Raw genomic sequence first — 17,141 nt, 5'->3', positions numbered from 1 at the left:
AAAAAGTCCGCCCCAAGAGGAACGGACTTTTCTTTTGAAATAAGAAAGTATAAAAGTTTTTGAACTTGAGAATTGTCTAGCTACAGCGCCTAGCCCCTCGAGGTCATAAGACGAGCCGTCCAAAAGGTTAAAAAACAACCTTTCGGCCGGCTCGTCTTATGCTTGTCGGGGCTAGGAAAAAATGAACTACTTTTTTCCCTGATCAAGGCGCTTGCGCTTTTCTTAGCTATATCTTTGACCTGAAACCCAATCTGTAGGACGGTCATTTGGACGGATATCATCAAGAGGCACATACACTTCTAAATGACGGTATAGGTTTTCAAACTCTGCTGGAAGCAGACCGCCAAATTCACCATCTAAATTTAATTGGACCTTTTCATTGGAATAAACCTTAATGCGATTAGCTTGGGTATAAATCACATTCGGATCATTAACATGCTCACCGCGAACTGCTAGTGTAGATATCCGAATAAATTCAGCCAGATTTACTTTTTTCAAAATTAATAGAGAAAATAAGCCATCATTAATGGATGCGTCTGGTGCCAGCTTTTCAAATCCACCGATGGAGTTGGTCAGCCCGACAAGGAACATCATGGCTTCCCCTTCAAACAGCTTTCCATCATATTCAATCCTCAGATCTGAAGCTTTAATAGATGGGAGCATTTCCATTCCTTTTAAATAGTAGGCAAGCTGCCCAAGCATGGTTTTTAGTTTGCTTGGCACTTCATATGTAATCTCGGTGATCCGGCCGCCGCCCGCAATATTAATAAAATAACGATCATTGATCCGGCCAATGTCTACAGGAATTAGTTCGCCTCTGGTGATGATGTCCACTGCCGATCCGATATCTCTTGGAATTTGGAGGGCTCGGGCAAAGTCATTGGTTGTTCCTGCTGGAATAATTCCTAATTTCGGCCGATATTCTTGTTCAGCGAGGCCGTTTACTACTTCATGTATGGTTCCATCGCCGCCTGCAGCAATAACCACATCGTACTGCCGTTCTACTGCCAGCCGTGCCGCCTGCGTTGCATCTCCTGCACCTGTTGTAGCATGACAGGATGCCTCATAACCGGCAATTTCTAGTTTTTCAAGGATTTCCGGTAAATTCCGCTTCAAAATTTCTCTTCCTGAAGTAGGATTATATATCAGTCTTGCTCTTTTCATTAATCATCATCCTATTTTTTAAATAACAATTGGCGTTGTCAGTTCTATATTCTACCAATTATTATTCAAGCTTACAAATATATTGGTAAACTGATTATTGATTTGTATTCAGCATAACCTCATAAGCATGGCTAATATGAATCAGGTATTTTCCGTCACCCGACTGAAATACAGCATTTTTCGGTCGCGTTGCATCAAGTTCTTCGCCCTTCGGTTCCTCTGCGATTTTCCATTCTTTCCCACTCAATTGGTCAACACCAACAGTCTCTACCGTCATATTACTATTTTTCATTACATTCACCGTTACAGCTGATGAACTTTCAATATCCCAGTCATTCACAAGTGTGCGGGGTTTAAGACTAAGTGAATCATTATTTCCTGCCACTTCTAGTTTTACATCGTTGGGAATCAGGATAGTGGCTGCCACGATTCCCTGTGAATTAAATGGTCCAATTTCGTCAGGAAGCATTTTAAAATTCAGATAGAGCGTGTCCCCCTTCTGATTGGCCGTAATAATATCGTCCGCACTCTTAAGCAGCGCTGTTTTTTTCGCTGTTTCTACCCTGTATGTACCAAACATCGAGACCTCTTTGGCTTCTGTTGCCTCAACCGTCATATCATACCCAACAGTTTTGACGACTACACGTTTTATAGTGTCATCCGTTTTATACGAAAAAGCAGGGAGATCATAGGAACGGACTTCTTTTGCCATAACCTCTTCTACCTTGCCCATCACACCTGCTGAGCTAAGAACCGCAAAGACAATACCTGCTGTACCAATTAATCCGACAAAGAAAATACTGAGAAAGTCATATTTTAATACCGGTTCTTCCTGTCTTGATAGAAACAAATAGACTAAAATTTCAATCCCCAAAACCACTAGTAATACCGGCCACCAAGCCATCAGCACCTCCGCTAAGTGTAAGCCGAGAAACTTTGAGAAGAATAAGAAGAGGCCTAGGACGATAAGCGAGGCCCCCATTGAAAACGTTCCAACACGCCAAGTCCTCATTCTTTAGGCTCCCCCTTTCTTTTTCTAAAAAGAAACCCGATTCCGGCTCCAATCAGCACAACACTAGCCATCCTGCTTCCCCACTTACTCATGGCTTTTTACCTCCCTCTTTTGTTTACTACCAGATAAAAGCTTGATTCCGCCGCCAATTAACAACACACAGACAAGCGCGGTTTGGAAATAGCCTTGAATCCAATACATGATATCTACATTGATTAATCGATTGATAATCGGTGAGAGGACCGGCAGCAGGATGTTCATCAATAAGTAATAAACCCCTAACAAGACAAGCCCGATTCCAACCCACTTTTGATGGTTAAGGAAGTAAGCGATAATTGGTTCATCTTCGACCTTTTCTACTCCATACCTTGAAACCTTCTGCATGGCATCAAAGAAGCTGTAGAACCAGATGATTGGAATTAAAAACAAGAAGATTCCAAGCCTTAAAACATCTAGGATATAGATAGAGAACAAGAATGCTGCCATTAACTGAATACCACGGCGCTGCAGGCCTAAGTAAAGGTGGCCGGCCCCAGGAAAAATGGAAAGAAAGGTCGCTATCGATTTGCTCTTTTTACCGTCCTCCCGTCGCAATTCAAAGTCCTCAAAGATGGTTCGGTCAATCAGCTCTTCCCCACGCTGCTTTTTATTTACCTGCTGAACGGCATCAAAAAATCCATAGACCCAGATAATCGGAAGTCCTGCCAAGAAAACCATAAACTCGCTTCGGTTGGACATGGCTGTTACAAAGATAACCATGACGGCCAGGCCCAGAAACGCCCCTAGCAGCGTTAATCCTCTGTTCATAAGGCCAATTTGGAAGTGTCCAAGTCCTGGAATAAAGGAAAGAACAATGGTATAAAAGCGCTCTGAATCTTGGGCAGCCTTGTTAGGATTCTGAGGGTCAGGGTTACCTTCCATGTGCAGGGCCTTCTTTTGTTTTGAAATTTGTACACCCATATCGATGAAACTGACCAAATAAATAAAGATTCCAGCCATAAACGCTAAGATGGCCACCTCTTCGTTGTTGGATACTAAGCCAATAACTGTCACAAATGCCAGGCCGGCAATTGACAGTAAATACAAAACCCCGCGCACCATGTTACCGAAATAAATATGTCCGAGGCCGGGAAAAAGGGATAGTGTTAATGCCTTGGTTGAACTTTTCATTTCTTAATTGCCTCCTTTTTTTCTAGTGAATCCATCCACGCAAATGTTTTATTAATAACTCCTTCCGTCACAGAAGGCCTAGGCTTCTTTTCTTGAATCATCGGTTTTTCTAAAGAACCGGCATATGTTGCCAGCGATTGAAACGCCCCCGAAAACATTAAAAGCAGAGTCGCAGCTGCTGCCAGCAAATAATGAAAACCAGCCTGCTGATACAACGGCTTCCTTGCGGTGTCACTTTGGGTGCCAGGCACCGAATTCACCATTTCCACATCCTTAAAAGTGCTATCGGTGACAGGCACCGGGGAAACTATTTCTACATTGTTAACGTTCTTATTAGTGAAAGGTACCATTTCCATTACGCGGTTAGTAAAATCGTCGTCCTCTAGAAAGGCTGGCAGGGAGGTTTCATTTGCTGTTACAGCTCGTATATATACTTCTAGACACTGATTACATGTATAGAGATGACTTTCTAACTCATCGCGTCGGTCTTCACTAAGTTCGTCCTTCACATATAGCTGCCATTCTTCGTAACTGTAATGCTTCATGAAAATTCGTCCTCCTTCCAATTCTTTTTCATCCAGTTTCTTGCCCGATACAACTTCGTCTCAATCGTTTTCACTTGAACATTTTGTTCCTCAGCCATTTGCTGATAGCTTTTCTCAGCTATGTAGAAGCCGTAAATCACTTCCCGGTAATTCTCCGGCACTTCATTTAATTTCCTTTGAACCAGCCGGCGCTGATCCTCAGCGATAACTTCCTTTTCCACGCTATCCTTTGGAGTCCCAAGAACCTGCTGTTCTAGTGCAGCCACAACATCCTCTCTTCGCCTTGCCTGTTTTCGTCTAACATCTATCGCATGGTTGACAGCAATCCGTGTCATCCACGTTTTAAACCCTTGATTTTCATACTGGGAGAGAGAGGAGTAAATTTTCATAAATACTTCTTGGGCAGCATCTTCCGCTTCCTTTTGATCGCGCAGTACCGCAAAGACAGTCCGGAACACATCATTGCGATACTTCTCAACCAATAGACGAAAGGCATGATCATTGCCCTCGAGCACTTTTTCAATTAAAACTGTGTCACTAATCGATCTCTCCCCCTTTCTTTTTTCTTTCACAACAATAGACGAAACATCTCTGAATTACCCCTACACACCTTCTAAAAAATTTTTAAATTTTTTTTCATCATAACACGACTACTGTAAAAGTCCGGGTCCCCTCATTGAGTCACCAAAATAAAAAAACGTGAAAGGATCTCCTCACACGCTTCAAACTTTCCTATTCTGATAATCGTAAAATACAAACATTACATTCATGTGTTATCTTGAATGGCTCCTGTTCAGAAAGAGAATTAAGCAGCTCCTTGAGAGCTTCTTTTCGTACTGACTCATCGAGATCCGCTAACCAAGAAACCGATTCGATCCTGTCTACCCATTCTTGTATCAATAAATCAACTGTATAATTCAACTTATAAAAATCCCTTAGTTCAAAACCGCTCTCCTGCCATTCCTCGAACCATTCCACAGGAAAGCCATTAATACACTGCTTAGTGCCTGCCTTTGAACCCGCAGGAATTAAGCCGCCTTCCACATATTTAGATAACACCTCAAGCGTCTTCTCTATCACATTCGTACCTGTTAGAAAACCGGAATCAATCACAATCAACGTACCATTTGCCTTTAAAATGCGCTTCATTTCCGCATTTGCCTTAGGACGATCAAACCAATGCCAGGCACGCATCACCGTCACTATATCAAACTTAGAATCTTCTAATCCAGTTATCTCGGCAGTTCCAAGAAGGTAGGGGATCTGAAAATTTCTTATGACATTCAATGCCAAAGCCTGTGCGGTCATTTCCTTTGATGGCTCTATTCCAACCACATCAGCTTTTCTCATCGCTATCTTCCTTGTTAACGCCCCAGTCCCAGCCCCAATATCGGCAACCTTTTTCCCTTCCCAAAAAATGTTCCTCAGCTGAAGACTATCCATTAATACCACAGGTATATCTTCTCTTGAACGCGCATAGCTATTAGCAACTTGGCCAAAATCTGTCTGTTTCATGTCGAGCGCCCCTTTGCTTCCTGATTGTGATAATTTAACAAAATAATACCATTTAAGTATGTTAGAATGCTATTAGAAAATACTCTATAAGGGAATGATGCAAATGCTCTGGCTCCTACTCTTGGCTTCCTACTTAATTGGAAGCATTCCCACCGCATTAATTGTGGGAAAGCTATTTTTCGATGTCGATATCCGCGAGCTGGGAAGTAAAAATCCCGGCGCCACCAACACCCTGAGAGTACTCGGTAAGAAATGGGCTGTGTTCGTGCTCCTCATCGATCTGGCAAAAGGCTCCCTCGCTGCATACCTGCCGATTTATTTTCAGCTTGAAATAGAACCGCTATACTTCGGCCTATTGGCAGTGGTTGGTCATTGTTTTCCGATATTTGCAGGTTTTCGAGGCGGCAAAGCGATTGCAACTACCGCTGGTGCTCTGTTGATTGCGAACATCCCTTTACTGATCATTGCCTATGTATGCTTTTTCCTAGTGATTTTCCTAACAAAGTATGTATTCTTTGGCTCCATCTCAGTTGGCCTCAGCATGTTAGCCTATTCCCTAATTTCCCCTAGACTGGAATTAGAACTTATCTTCTTAGTGTTTTCACTGTTTTTACTGTATCTTCACCGCTCCAACATACGTAATTTCATCCTTGGCATTGAACCGAAGATTAATGATAAAAAACTGATAAACGACCGCATTCCTCCAAAGAACGGCGGCGGCTATAAGATGTAACTAAAGAGGGGGGCTTCTCATTTGAAGCGCCCCCTTGCTTTATCCAATCTTCGATATTATGCTATCAGCGACCGTTTGCCAAATTTTGGCGTCAGTTAGATACGTGTTCCTAAGCTCCTTATACATTGCCATTTGCTTTTCTTGGAAATCCGGTGCGTCCTTGTCAGGAAGTCCTGCACGCCTTTCCATCACAAGCGACTGCATCTCTGCTGCCCTCGGCCCCCAAACTGCCACTTCTTCACCTTCCTTATTTATAAAAATATAAATAGGAATCGCTCGGGATGTGCCGTTGGTTAAGTATTGGTCCATTAATTCTAGGTTTTGATCACGGAGGACAAAACGAAGTTCCATCCCCGCTGCTTCGGCTATCTTCATCAAAACAGGGTTATTGAGGAGCGCATCACCGCACCAATCCTCTGACAATGCAATAACCCTTAATTGTTGCTCCTTTAAAGCCCCCAGCTTGCTTTGGTCCTCGGCCGTTAAGTTAAACCTCTCATAAATAGTCAGCATTTCTTCTTTATTTTGCTTCATTGAGTGGATATACTCGTCAGCACTCAACCCTTTTTGATACCATTCATTTAAATTCATGTTAGTTTGCACCTCTTTTTAAAATGATTTTGACAGATCCTCCAGCTTCACAACCGTCTTCCAATTACGAACGGTTGCCGGTACGCGAAGTTTTGGAAGCTGCGCTGCCAGCTTAGAATCCCTAATACTCTTGCGGAAATAGAAGTAAACTTCTTTCCCCTTAATTTTACACTCTTCTAAATCATTGTTATAGCTGTACATGTAGTCGATGCCCTCTCTAGAAGGTTCTCCTCCCAAAAAGGCAATTTGGACACTTTCTCCTTCACTTAATGAATCCGTTGAATATGGGCAATCCTGAATAATCTTTTGTAGTTCCTCCGCGGTTCTTATAACGACCGGTACCGGAAAACCAAAGGTATTGTTTAGTTCGTCCTCAATTCTCTTACTAAGTTGTTCTGCTTCCTCAGCTGATTCAAATAAAACATTACCACTTTGAATATATGTCTTCACCTTTTGCAAGCCCAGCGATTCTAATAGGTTTTTTAAGTCTGCCATCTTAATTTTGTGATGTCCGCCAACATTAATACCCCGTAACAGCCCAATATAAGTAGTCATTCCTCAGCCTCGCATCCATATGATATCCCTTACCTAAATCTTACCATTTAAAATCAAGAATAAACTATCGAAAAGACTTTATATTTTAAAACTTATCGCTTTCTCAACGGGGAGGTTTCCCTATTTAATAAATCATTAGGCCAAATAGGAGGAGACAAGCAGCAAATGAAGAACAATAATAATAACACTGAAAAATTGGAGGAATAAACGATGGTCCCAAAAAGAGTTAGTTTACTAACGATTGGTGCATATGACTTACCAGCTCTTCGTGCTTTTTACAAATCTTTGGGCTGGGAGGAAACGGAGAACAGCACTGATACTTATGCTGTCTTTAAAACAGCGGGCGTCCTGCTTACACTTTTTCCAATAGCAGAGCTGGCAAAGGATGCTGGTGTTGAACTGCCTAAATCACCTGGAACTTTTCACCCCGTGACATTTGCTATAAATGTAGAGCAGCCAGAAAAAGTAGATTCTACTATCGAGCTAATCCGTAAAGCTGGCGGAATCATTCTAAGAGAACCAAGTGAAGCCTTCTGGGGTGGACGCACAGCCTACTTTGCTGACCCTGAAAAAAACCTTTGGGAAATAGCATGGAATCCGAGTGCTGTTTTTGATGAACGGGGAGCCATGCTTTCCTTTTAAAACGAGGATGCATAGCTATCCTCGTTTTCTTTGTTTTAAACCACTGACACTAAACAAACGTTTAATTAAATTCCGTTATATCCTTGATACATATGGATTTCTCGTACCAAAACCAGAAAAATTTTGTAGAAATATAGAAACTAAACAAGCGTTTAATTAAATTGATTTCAAGCCTTACGATCCTTGAATTCGAGTGCCTTTTAGGAAAATGATGCCCGCATTAACTAACAAGAATACTGTCGAGATTATTCATCAACGACACCCATCGACACACTCCCCAAATATCCCCTGCCAACTAAACGTTTGATTAGAAATCCATTAATTCCATACAATCAAAGGATTCCACCTCCATTTCCCGGGAAAATAATGTCGAGACATGTTTCGACAATTCCCCGTAATAATGCAATTCCAACCGTCAGGTGAGAATTCTCGCTAGACCAAACGCGACTGCTGCTGCAAGTCCTCCAGTGATCATCGTTTGAAAAGCACTCTTAATTGGTGATGTTCCCGTGAACCTTCCTTTTATATATCCAAAAATCAACAAGGCAATCAGCGTGACAATGACAGAAACCATTAATGCGGTTGCAGGATGCTTGAAGATAAAATAAGGAAACAAAGGGATTATCCCGCCGATAATATAAGAAAACGCTATGGTAATTGCGCTGTTTCTCGCCCTTGTCGGTTCAGGCTTCTCCAGCCCCAATTCGAATTTCATCATAAAATCCACCCATTTTTCAGGGTTCTTTTTCATGGTTTCGGTAATCGATTTTATTTGAGCTTCTTCAAGTCCATATTCCCGAAAAATTTCAGCTACTTCCTCTTCTTCGCGCTCTGGAAATTCGATAACCTCGCGTTTTTCACGGGCAAGTTCAGAATCGTAATGTTCCGCATCCGTCTTCCCAGCTAAGTATCCGCCGAGTCCCATCGCAATAGACCCTGCTGCAATTTCAGCGCTTCCGGCAGTAAGGATCAAAGTTGTTGTATCAACTGCACCGGACAATCCAGCAGCTAATGCAAACGGTACGGTTAATCCGTCTGACATACCAATGACAACATCTCGAATAAAGTCAGATCCAGTAAAGTGTTCTTCTACGTGATGTAGGTGTTGATCCATTTTTCCACCTCCTAATTAAATGATGTGACATTAATAGATAAAATATCAATTTTTCACCACAATGAATTTTGTAATTTGCGAATAATAAAACGGTTTCCTTTTAGAACCAAAGTTACGAAACAAATTTCTTATGCTTGATTGAAAGGAATAATAAAGAAAACTCGCCAATACTGTAGCGAGTTTTGCTTTGTTTATATGCCAATTACACTGTCAAAACGACTGTCAATTCGGTACATTTTTGCAGAAAAGCACCTCAAAGCGGAACCCTTTAGAATAAATCTGCCAGCTTCCAATTATCGTTTTTGCAATTCCTGCTGCAACAATTTATTAACCAGTTGCGGATTAGCCTGTCCCTTAGTTGCTTTCATCAGCTGACCAACAAGGAATCCAACGGCCTTATTTTTTCCATCCTTGAAATCTTCTACTGATTTCGGATTGGCATCAAGTACCTCCGCAATAATCTTAAGCAGTGTGCCTTCATCAGAAATTTGTACAAGTCCCTTTTCCTTAACGATTTTTTCCGCATCGCCGCCCTGCTCAATTAACTCTTTAAAAACAGTTTTAGCAATCTTAGAAGAAATCGTTCCATTTTCAATCAACTTAATCATACTAGCTAATCCTTCTGGAGTTAACGCCACTTGATCAAGTTCCTTGCCCTCCGCATTTAGGTATGCAGACACATCACCCATAACCCAGTTCGAAGCCAGCTTCGCATCAGCGCCGCCGCTAACAGTTGCCTCAAAGAAATCAGCCATTTCTTTCGTTACCGTCAATACTTTGGCATCATATACAGGTAAGCCTAATTCTTCAATATAACGCTTTTGGCGCTGGTCTGGAAGCTCAGGGATTTCAGCACGAATCCGTGCTTTCCAATCCTCATCAATATATAAATCAAGTAAATCTGGTTCCGGGAAGTAACGATAGTCGTCTGACCCTTCTTTTACCCTCATTAAAATGGTGGACCCTGTAGCTTCATCAAAACGGCGAGTTTCCTGATCAATCGTCCCGCCTGAAGAAACCACTTCCCGCTGGCGTTTTTCTTCATATTCAAGACCCTTACGGACAAAGTTGAAAGAGTTCAAATTCTTTAATTCCGTTTTCGTTCCGAACTCTTCTTGTCCGAACGGACGAATCGAAATATTGGCGTCACAGCGAAGCGAGCCCTCTTCCATTTTACAATCGGAAACACCCGTATATTGAATGATTGATTTTAATTTTTCAAGATAAGCATAGGCTTCATCCGGAGTGCGGATATCCGGCTCGGAAACGATTTCGACTAGCGGCGTTCCTTGACGGTTGTAATCACACAAAGAATATCCTTTTTCGTGGTTCAGCTTCCCGGCATCTTCTTCTAGATGAATTCTGGTAATCCCGATTTTTTTTGTATAACCGTTCACTTCAATCTCAATCCAGCCATGCTCCCCAATTGGCTGGTCAAATTGCGAGATTTGATAGGCTTTCGGGTTGTCTGGATAAAAATAGTTCTTCCGGTCAAATTTTGTATGTGTGGCAACTTGACAATTTAAAGCCATCGCTGCCTTCATCCCGAACTCAACTGCCTTTTTGTTTAGGACAGGCAGTACACCCGGATATCCAAGGTCAATTACACTTGTATTGGTATTCGGCTCAGCCCCAAAGTGGTTCGGGCTTGCTGAGAAGATTTTCGATTCCGTTTTTAACTCAACATGGACCTCAAGTCCAATTACTGTTTCAAATTCCATTGTTTCCACCCCCTACAATTCCGGCTTCTGTTTATGAAAGTCTGTTGCCTGCTCAAACGCATGGGCAACACGATAAATCGTTGCTTCATCAAAATGCTTGCCAATGATCTGTAATCCCAGCGGAAGTCCAGCATCAAAGCCGCATGGAATGGAGATTCCAGGTACGCCGGCAAGGTTAACTGGGATTGTTAAAATATCATTGATATACATGGTTAACGGATCATCGATATTTTCGCCAATTTTAAACGCAGGTGTTGGCGTCGTTGGTCCCACAATGACATCATATTTTTCAAAAACGTCTTCAAAATCCTTTTTAATTAACGTCCTGGCCTGCTGAGCTTTTTTATAATATGCATCATAGTAACCGGAACTAAGTGCGAATGTACCAAGCATAATCCGGCGTTTTACTTCGTCACCGAAGCCCTCTGCACGTGTCTTTTTATATAATTCAATTAAGCTTTCTGCATCCTGAGTACGATAGCCATAACGCACCCCGTCAAAACGAGCAAGGTTTGCTGATGCTTCTGATGATGACAGCAAATAATAAGTTGCAAGGGCATACTTAGAATGCGGTAGAGAAACTTCTTCCCATTCAGCGCCAAGACTCTCCAGAACCTTTAAAGAATCCAGTACAGATTGGCGGACGGCATCCGTTACACCTTCACCTAGATATTCTTTTGGTACGGCAATTTTTAGACCCTTAATGTCGCCTGTTAGAGCCGAAGCAAAACTTGGAACATCCACATTCGCAGAAGTTGAGTCCATCGGATCTAATCCAGATATAGCTTGCAATAGAAAAGCATTGTCTTCAACCGTTCTTGTAATCGGACCGATTTGATCTAACGACGAAGCAAAAGCCACTAGACCAAAACGAGACACGCGTCCATAAGTGGGTTTCATTCCTACAACGCCGCAAAAAGACGCCGGCTGCCGGATGGAACCGCCGGTATCAGATCCTAAGGAGAAAAGCACTTCTCCTGATGCGACAGATGCTGCGGAGCCGCCTGAAGAACCGCCCGGTACCCTTTCAAGATTCCACGGATTGCGTGTTTTTTGGTAATGGGAGTTTTCATTTGAGGATCCCATTGCAAACTCGTCCATATTTAGTTTACCGATTGTCACAGTTTCTGCTTGCTGCAGTTTTTGAACAACCGTTGCGTCATAAATCGGATCGAAATTTTCAAGTATTTTACTCGCACAAGTTGTCCGTAAACCCTTTGTGACAATGTTATCCTTTACCCCAATCGGCATGCCGAATAACAAGCCTCTTGAATCGCCAGAGTTTAACTTTTCATCCTGCAATTTTGCAGCTGCCCGGGCTCTTTCTTCATCTAGGGTTAAAAAGGCTTTGACCTTGTCTTCAACCTGGCTGATTCGTTTATATGATTCTTCTACGAGATCGGATACGGTTACTTCCTTCTTATGTATTAACTCATGAAGGTCCGAAACTTTATAATCAAATAGACTCAATTTTTCCACTCCTTACTCTCCCAAAATCGATGGTACTTTAATTTGACCGTCTTGATGTTCTGGTGCATTTTTTAGTACCTCTTCACGAGGCAAACCTTTTTGCGGAATATCCTCGCGTAATACATTTTTCATATCAAGGACATGGTATGTAGGCTTCACATTTTCCGTATCTAATTCATTTAACTGTTCTGCAAAAGTAATAATCTTATCCAGCTGTTTTGTAAATTTTTCGACTTCTTCTTCCGTAACGGCTAATCGCGCCAGGTTGGCAACGTGTTTTACTTCTTCCGTTGAAATTCGTGACATGAATCTTAACCCCCAATCTCCATATTATTTTATAATTGATAATACCAGACTTTTTTGCTTTACCGCAATGATTCCTTCTTCATTATTAACAAACAAAGAGAGTTTTAGATTATCATTTAACATTTTAATAAAAATGAAACCTGACAGAGCGAAGGGACGTCCATTATAATATTCAAATAAGCTAAGAATTTGGGAGAGTAATGGTCATGAAAAAGAAACGAAAACGGAAGAAATGGAAAACCTTTTTCGTGCTGTTTTTACTTTTTTGCTGTTTGGCATGGCTTCAAGGTCACCTTCAACACATAAGTTCCCCTCCGCCTGTAAAAATGGATCCCTTTGCAGAAGTGAAAAAATACCAGAACTATATACATGATGAATTAGCGAAATATCATCTTGAGGATCACACCCCTGTTCTTGTTGCCTTGATGCAGCAGGAGAGTCATGGCCTTGGCGGAGATCCGATGCAAGCCTCAGAATCGGCCGGATTGGCCAAAAATACGATTACTGACCCTAAACAAAGTATTCAGGTCGGTGTAAAACATTTTCAACGTGTCCTGGGTTATGGGAATCAAAAAAAGGTAGATTTTCCAACGATTATACAAGCATACAATATGGGGGCTGGTTACATTGACTTTGTCGCACAGCATGGCGGAAAACATAGTGAAGAACTGGCAAAAGAATTTTCCCTTTTGCAGGTAAAGCAAAAACCAGCCCTATATAATTGCGGAGGAGACAAGAATAATTTTCGTTACCCATACTGCTATGGTGATTTTTCTTACAGTACCAAGGTGAATAAGAACATTCAATTGTTAGTAGATAGTGTCCCTGTGACAAACAGCGAAAAAACACCTAGTGAATCTTTTTAAAGACACATTAGGTGTTTTTATTTTGTATACTTTTCACCGTTGTTAACTGAATGATCTTAATCGAAATATAGCCCAGTATGCCGCCTAGAGTATTTAAAATGAGGTCATCGACATCAAAGCTGCCAAATTCAAACACTAGTTGAATGAATTCAAACGTTAAGCTCAGGATAAAGGTGGTAATCGTAACCGTGCTAAGTTTTTGGTACCTTTTTGAAAGCAATGGTAAAATAAATCCAAATGGGGCAAATCCGATGATATTCCCTACTAAATTCTCAATTCGGATATTTAGATTAATATCAGCTAAATACATGTAGAAATAAATAGTTTTGAAGGGAACGAAGTTATTGTCACGCCAGTGGTAGCCATCGTATGTAAAGTTAAAATGCTCAATAATTTGAGATAATGGGATATATTTAAAAAGGATTAATTTTGAAAGAATAGCAATATAAACACAAAGGATAAGTGTCAGGATTAGTTTAAAAATCAGCTTCATTATCACTGCTCCATTTTTAAAGTGTCAAACTCTACCATACCATAGTTTTAAACTAATGTGGTGAAAAATTAATAATTGGAGGAATTTAGTATGGCCGAACATCACTTCCACTTAAAAGCAAACTGGCCTGGCTTGCGTAATGATATTGGCGAGATTGAGGCTGGAAATTTAAAAACAAAGATATCCATACCACCCGAAATGGACGGACCCGGTGTCGGTACAAATCCGGATGAAATGCTGCTTGGAGCAGCGGCAACCTGTTATATTATTACGCTTGCTGCGATGCTGGAGCGTTCTGGTCTGGAAAAAGAATCATTAACGATGGATTCAGAGGCAATTGTCGATGTGACCGGCGGCGTTTTTACCTATAAGAAAATTATTCATCGCCCGCGTGTAGTTTTGAAAAGCAGTGCTGGCGCAAAAGATTTGGCATTGGCTAAGAAGCTGGCGCAAAAAGCCGAAACCTCTTGTATGATTAGCCGCGCCATTAAAGGGAATGTGGAGTTGGAGCTGCACGCATTGGTTGAGGTTGCAGTTGGATAGGTGCTCCTGGACCGAGCACCCTTTTTTCTAGTAAAATTCCATATGTTCTTTATCCTGTTCGTAGTAATCCAATCTATCTTGAAGTGTTCCTGTATGGAACTCAAATTTATGGCCATCAGGGTCGGTAAAGTAGATTGATTTTTTATCCTTCTCGTCCCTTGGGCGGCTAGGTAATATATTGACATTTAACTCCTCAAGTTTAGCGCACATCTTTGAGAAATCTGCCTCATCTATCGAAAATGCAATATGGGTATAAGATTGGTTGATCTCATTACGGGGGATACCCTTTTCAACGTTAAGAGCAAGCCATAAACCATTTAAATCAAAATAAGCAGTTTTTCTGCCTTTAACTAATAGTTTGGCCTCAAGTACTTTTTGATAAAATTCAATTGATTTATCTAAATCAGACACCGAGAAAAGTAAGTGATTTATTCCTTTAATTGTCATACATTCACCTTTTTAAATTTAATTTTATTGCCTATCTTAAAAAAATAAAAGTGTGTGATCCAGATTTAAACCACACACTTGGTTTTACCGCTTGAACAATTTAGCAAATAGACTTTTTTTCTCTGGCCGCTTTTCAGGTATCTGGATTTTTTGGCTTATATAGATCTCTTCCTTGTCGATTGCATGGCTCATGGCCAAGACTAAACCAATGTCTGTCTCATGCTCTTTGTTGGTCACAATCTTATGTTCTATTTTATTTTTTGCGGCTAGCTTTACATATTTAGATAACTCTTCATAGGCCATGTTTCCATTTAGTAAGAGCTTTGCCTCCGGATATTCCTTCATGAATTGCTCTACTTGTGGAAATATGTTTGTTTCTGCTACCTGGCTTTGAGTTAGCGCGACGATGATTCGTTCACGTAAGGATCCTAGGTATTTCCGCCGCTCTTCTGGTTTTGTTTCTAATGGCCCATAGATGCCTTGCTGCAGGACATCTTCAACGGTTTTCCTTTCCAAGTGTATCAACTCCATGTAAAAGGCTATTTATTATGTATGATGATACCTTAAAAAACGTGCTGAACAAAATAGGTTATGGAACCAAATTTCCGAATCGCCAGTAAATCCTGCTTATACGACAGTAAGTTTGATTCATCCGCCAGTAAATTGGGCTTTCGCCAGTAACTTCCTCCTATCCGCTAGTTATCTCCTCTCATCCGCCAGTTATCTCCACCCATACGCCTGTATTCACCTTCATCCGCCATTAACATCTTAAAACTAAAAAAAGATCCTCCCCTCCAAACGGAGAGCAGGATCCACTCACGCAACTTTATTTATTACTACTAAACTGCTCTACTTCCGTTGACCCCTTTAAGGCTGTTGTTGAAGACGTTCCACCTGTAATAACCATCGATACCTGATCAAAGTAACCCGTACCAACTTCACGCTGATGCCGTGTTGCCGTGTAGCCGTATTGTTCGCTGCCAAACTCAGCTTCCTGCAATTCTGAGTAAGCGGCCATACCGCGCTCCTTGTAGCCGCGGGCAAGCTCGAACATGCTGTGATTCAGGGCATGGAAGCCGGCAAGCGTTACGAACTGGAACTTGTAGCCCATTTTACCAAGCTCCTCTTGGAATTTCGCAATCGTCTCCTGATCCAGTTTCTTTTTCCAGTTAAAGGATGGTGAACAGTTATAAGCTAATAGTTTACCAGGGAACTTCTCATGAATCGCTTCTGCAAACCTCCTAGCTTCCTCAATATTCGGCTCCGAAGTTTCACACCAAATTAAGTCGGCATATGGAGCATACGCTAAACCGCGGGCAATCGCCTGATCAATTCCTGCCCTAGTACGGAAAAAGCCCTCCGGTGTCCGTTCACCTGTAATAAACGGAGCATCATTCTGATCGATATCACTCGTAATCAAATCCGCTGCATTTGCATCTGTCCGGGCAACCAATACGGTTGGGACCCCCATCACGTCTGCAGCCAAACGCGCCGCAATCAAGTTGCGCACCGCCGTTTGTGTTGGCAGCAGCACCTTTCCGCCCAAGTGTCCGCATTTTTTCTCAGAAGACAACTGGTCTTCAAAGTGAACACCTGAAGCACCTGCTTCAATCATCCCTTTCATCAATTCGAAACAGTTTAGCTGTCCGCCAAACCCCGCTTCAGCATCAGCCACAATCGGGGCAAACCAGTCAATCGAACTGCCGCCTTCCGAATGATGGATTTGGTCCGCACGCTGCAAGGCTTGATTAATCCGTTTTACCACACTCGGTACACTGTTTGCGGGATACAAGCTTTGGTCCGGATACATATGCCCTGAGAGATTCGCATCGGCTGCTACCTGCCAGCCGCTTAAGTATATGGCTTTAAGCCCGGCTTTTACTTGCTGAACAGCCTGATTACCGGTTAACGCTCCAAGGGCATTAACATAATCTTCTTCCTTTAATAGCTTCCAAAGCTTTTCAGCTCCCCTGCGTGCTAAAGTATGCTCAATATCAATGGAACCGCGGAGTTTGATTACATCTTCAGCAGTGTATGGTCTTGTAATTCCCTTCCAACGGCTATCCATTTCCCAGCTTTCTTGTAATTGCGCAGCTCTAGAATCTGTCATTTTAATATTCCTCCTATTAATCTATTAAAATAGTTTTATCAAAGGCTCTGTTTTATTGGGCTGTTGATCTCCGCTCCAGGCGTTCGCTTTCCGCGGGCGTGCCGGCGGGGAGCCTCCTCGGCGCATTAGCGCCTGTGGGGTCTC

20 protein-coding genes are annotated in these 17,141 nt (G+C 41.9%); 4 read left to right on the top strand and 16 right to left on the bottom strand.

Features of this window, described 5'->3' with window-relative positions:
* Window positions 1-222: 222 nt before the first annotated feature.
* The 6 genes from V7266_RS12795 to V7266_RS12770 all read right to left on the bottom strand — a co-directional run bounded on the left by V7266_RS12795 (window position 223) and on the right by V7266_RS12770 (window position 5,406).
* Window positions 223-1,164, bottom strand: a complete 942-nt coding sequence (locus V7266_RS12795) for a diacylglycerol kinase (RefSeq protein ID WP_335468271.1) — start codon at window positions 1,162-1,164, stop codon at window positions 223-225.
* A 94-nt stretch (window positions 1,165-1,258) separates the two neighbouring features.
* Window positions 1,259-2,176: a hypothetical protein gene (locus V7266_RS12790; RefSeq protein ID WP_335468270.1), complete on the bottom strand. Its 918-nt coding sequence runs from the start codon at window positions 2,174-2,176 to the stop codon at window positions 1,259-1,261.
* An 84-nt stretch (window positions 2,177-2,260) separates the two neighbouring features.
* The gene (locus tag V7266_RS12785) at window positions 2,261-3,346 is read right to left on the bottom strand and encodes a DUF6677 family protein (RefSeq protein WP_335468269.1); all 1,086 of its coding nucleotides are present in this window, start codon (window positions 3,344-3,346) and stop codon (window positions 2,261-2,263) included.
* The gene (locus tag V7266_RS12780) at window positions 3,343-3,891 is read right to left on the bottom strand and encodes an anti-sigma factor family protein (RefSeq protein ID WP_335468268.1); all 549 of its coding nucleotides are present in this window, start codon (window positions 3,889-3,891) and stop codon (window positions 3,343-3,345) included. Before V7266_RS12780 ends, V7266_RS12785 begins: the two co-directional genes overlap by 4 nt.
* Entirely contained in the window at window positions 3,888-4,463 is a 576-nt protein-coding gene (locus V7266_RS12775) for an RNA polymerase sigma factor (protein ID WP_335468267.1), read from the bottom strand. Before V7266_RS12775 ends, V7266_RS12780 begins: the two co-directional genes overlap by 4 nt.
* 160 nt (window positions 4,464-4,623) lie before the next feature.
* Window positions 4,624-5,406: a class I SAM-dependent methyltransferase gene (locus V7266_RS12770; protein WP_335468266.1), complete on the bottom strand. Its 783-nt coding sequence runs from the start codon at window positions 5,404-5,406 to the stop codon at window positions 4,624-4,626.
* A 103-nt stretch (window positions 5,407-5,509) separates the two neighbouring features.
* Between V7266_RS12770 and plsY the strand changes: the two genes are divergently transcribed.
* Entirely contained in the window at window positions 5,510-6,139 is a 630-nt protein-coding gene (gene plsY / locus V7266_RS12765) for a glycerol-3-phosphate 1-O-acyltransferase PlsY (protein WP_335468265.1), read from the top strand.
* A gap of 39 nt (window positions 6,140-6,178) precedes the next feature.
* Here plsY and V7266_RS12760 read toward each other — a convergent pair whose 3' ends face one another.
* A complete protein-coding gene (locus V7266_RS12760; protein ID WP_335468264.1) occupies window positions 6,179-6,730 on the bottom strand; it encodes a thioredoxin family protein in 552 nt (183 codons plus the stop codon).
* Window positions 6,731-6,748: 18 nt separating this feature from the next.
* Window positions 6,749-7,285 (bottom strand): DUF1697 domain-containing protein, encoded by a 537-nt coding sequence (locus V7266_RS12755; protein ID WP_335468263.1) that lies wholly within the window; start codon window positions 7,283-7,285, stop codon window positions 6,749-6,751.
* A 210-nt stretch (window positions 7,286-7,495) separates the two neighbouring features.
* On the opposite strand from V7266_RS12755, the gene V7266_RS12750 reads away from it, so the two are divergent.
* A complete protein-coding gene (locus V7266_RS12750; protein WP_335468262.1) occupies window positions 7,496-7,927 on the top strand; it encodes a VOC family protein in 432 nt (143 codons plus the stop codon).
* Window positions 7,928-8,342: 415 nt separating this feature from the next.
* Here the strand turns inward: V7266_RS12750 and V7266_RS12745 are convergent, their stop codons facing one another.
* The 4 genes from V7266_RS12745 to gatC all read right to left on the bottom strand — a co-directional run bounded on the left by V7266_RS12745 (window position 8,343) and on the right by gatC (window position 12,538).
* Window positions 8,343-9,041 carry a VIT1/CCC1 transporter family protein gene (locus V7266_RS12745; protein WP_335468261.1) on the bottom strand — a complete coding sequence of 233 codons (699 nt, stop codon included), beginning with the start codon at window positions 9,039-9,041 and terminating at the stop codon, window positions 8,343-8,345.
* A 293-nt stretch (window positions 9,042-9,334) separates the two neighbouring features.
* Window positions 9,335-10,762 carry an Asp-tRNA(Asn)/Glu-tRNA(Gln) amidotransferase subunit GatB gene (gatB, locus tag V7266_RS12740; protein WP_335468260.1) on the bottom strand — a complete coding sequence of 476 codons (1,428 nt, stop codon included), beginning with the start codon at window positions 10,760-10,762 and terminating at the stop codon, window positions 9,335-9,337.
* A 12-nt stretch (window positions 10,763-10,774) separates the two neighbouring features.
* Window positions 10,775-12,232: an Asp-tRNA(Asn)/Glu-tRNA(Gln) amidotransferase subunit GatA gene (gatA, locus tag V7266_RS12735; protein ID WP_335468345.1), complete on the bottom strand. Its 1,458-nt coding sequence runs from the start codon at window positions 12,230-12,232 to the stop codon at window positions 10,775-10,777.
* A 12-nt stretch (window positions 12,233-12,244) separates the two neighbouring features.
* Window positions 12,245-12,538 carry an Asp-tRNA(Asn)/Glu-tRNA(Gln) amidotransferase subunit GatC gene (gene gatC, locus V7266_RS12730; RefSeq protein ID WP_335468259.1) on the bottom strand — a complete coding sequence of 98 codons (294 nt, stop codon included), beginning with the start codon at window positions 12,536-12,538 and terminating at the stop codon, window positions 12,245-12,247.
* A gap of 206 nt (window positions 12,539-12,744) precedes the next feature.
* On the opposite strand from gatC, the gene V7266_RS12725 reads away from it, so the two are divergent.
* The gene (locus tag V7266_RS12725; protein ID WP_335468258.1) at window positions 12,745-13,404 is read left to right on the top strand and encodes a lysozyme family protein; all 660 of its coding nucleotides are present in this window, start codon (window positions 12,745-12,747) and stop codon (window positions 13,402-13,404) included.
* Window positions 13,405-13,411: 7 nt separating this feature from the next.
* Here the strand turns inward: V7266_RS12725 and V7266_RS12720 are convergent, their stop codons facing one another.
* Window positions 13,412-13,897 (bottom strand): VanZ family protein, encoded by a 486-nt coding sequence (locus V7266_RS12720; RefSeq protein WP_335468257.1) that lies wholly within the window; start codon window positions 13,895-13,897, stop codon window positions 13,412-13,414.
* Between the two features lie 90 nt (window positions 13,898-13,987).
* On the opposite strand from V7266_RS12720, the gene V7266_RS12715 reads away from it, so the two are divergent.
* The gene (locus V7266_RS12715; protein WP_335468256.1) at window positions 13,988-14,440 is read left to right on the top strand and encodes an OsmC family protein; all 453 of its coding nucleotides are present in this window, start codon (window positions 13,988-13,990) and stop codon (window positions 14,438-14,440) included.
* A gap of 27 nt (window positions 14,441-14,467) precedes the next feature.
* Here the strand turns inward: V7266_RS12715 and fosM are convergent, their stop codons facing one another.
* The 3 genes from fosM to aceA all read right to left on the bottom strand — a co-directional run bounded on the left by fosM (window position 14,468) and on the right by aceA (window position 16,997).
* Entirely contained in the window at window positions 14,468-14,887 is a 420-nt protein-coding gene (gene fosM / locus V7266_RS12710) for a FosM family fosfomycin resistance protein (protein ID WP_335468255.1), read from the bottom strand.
* Between the two features lie 84 nt (window positions 14,888-14,971).
* On the bottom strand, window positions 14,972-15,403 hold the full coding sequence (locus V7266_RS12705; RefSeq protein ID WP_335468254.1) for a YueI family protein: 432 nt from the start codon (window positions 15,401-15,403) through the stop codon (window positions 14,972-14,974).
* Window positions 15,404-15,713: 310 nt separating this feature from the next.
* Window positions 15,714-16,997 (bottom strand): isocitrate lyase, encoded by a 1,284-nt coding sequence (aceA, locus tag V7266_RS12700; RefSeq protein WP_335468253.1) that lies wholly within the window; start codon window positions 16,995-16,997, stop codon window positions 15,714-15,716.
* Between the last annotated feature and the right edge of the window lie 144 nt (window positions 16,998-17,141).

The organism is Neobacillus drentensis, assembly GCF_036965645.1.
Classification (GTDB): Bacteria; Bacillota; Bacilli; order Bacillales; family Cytobacillaceae; genus Neobacillus; species Neobacillus drentensis_D.
The sequence above is the reverse complement of the archived record's forward strand: the minus strand, read 5'-3'. Positions and strand labels throughout refer to the sequence as shown.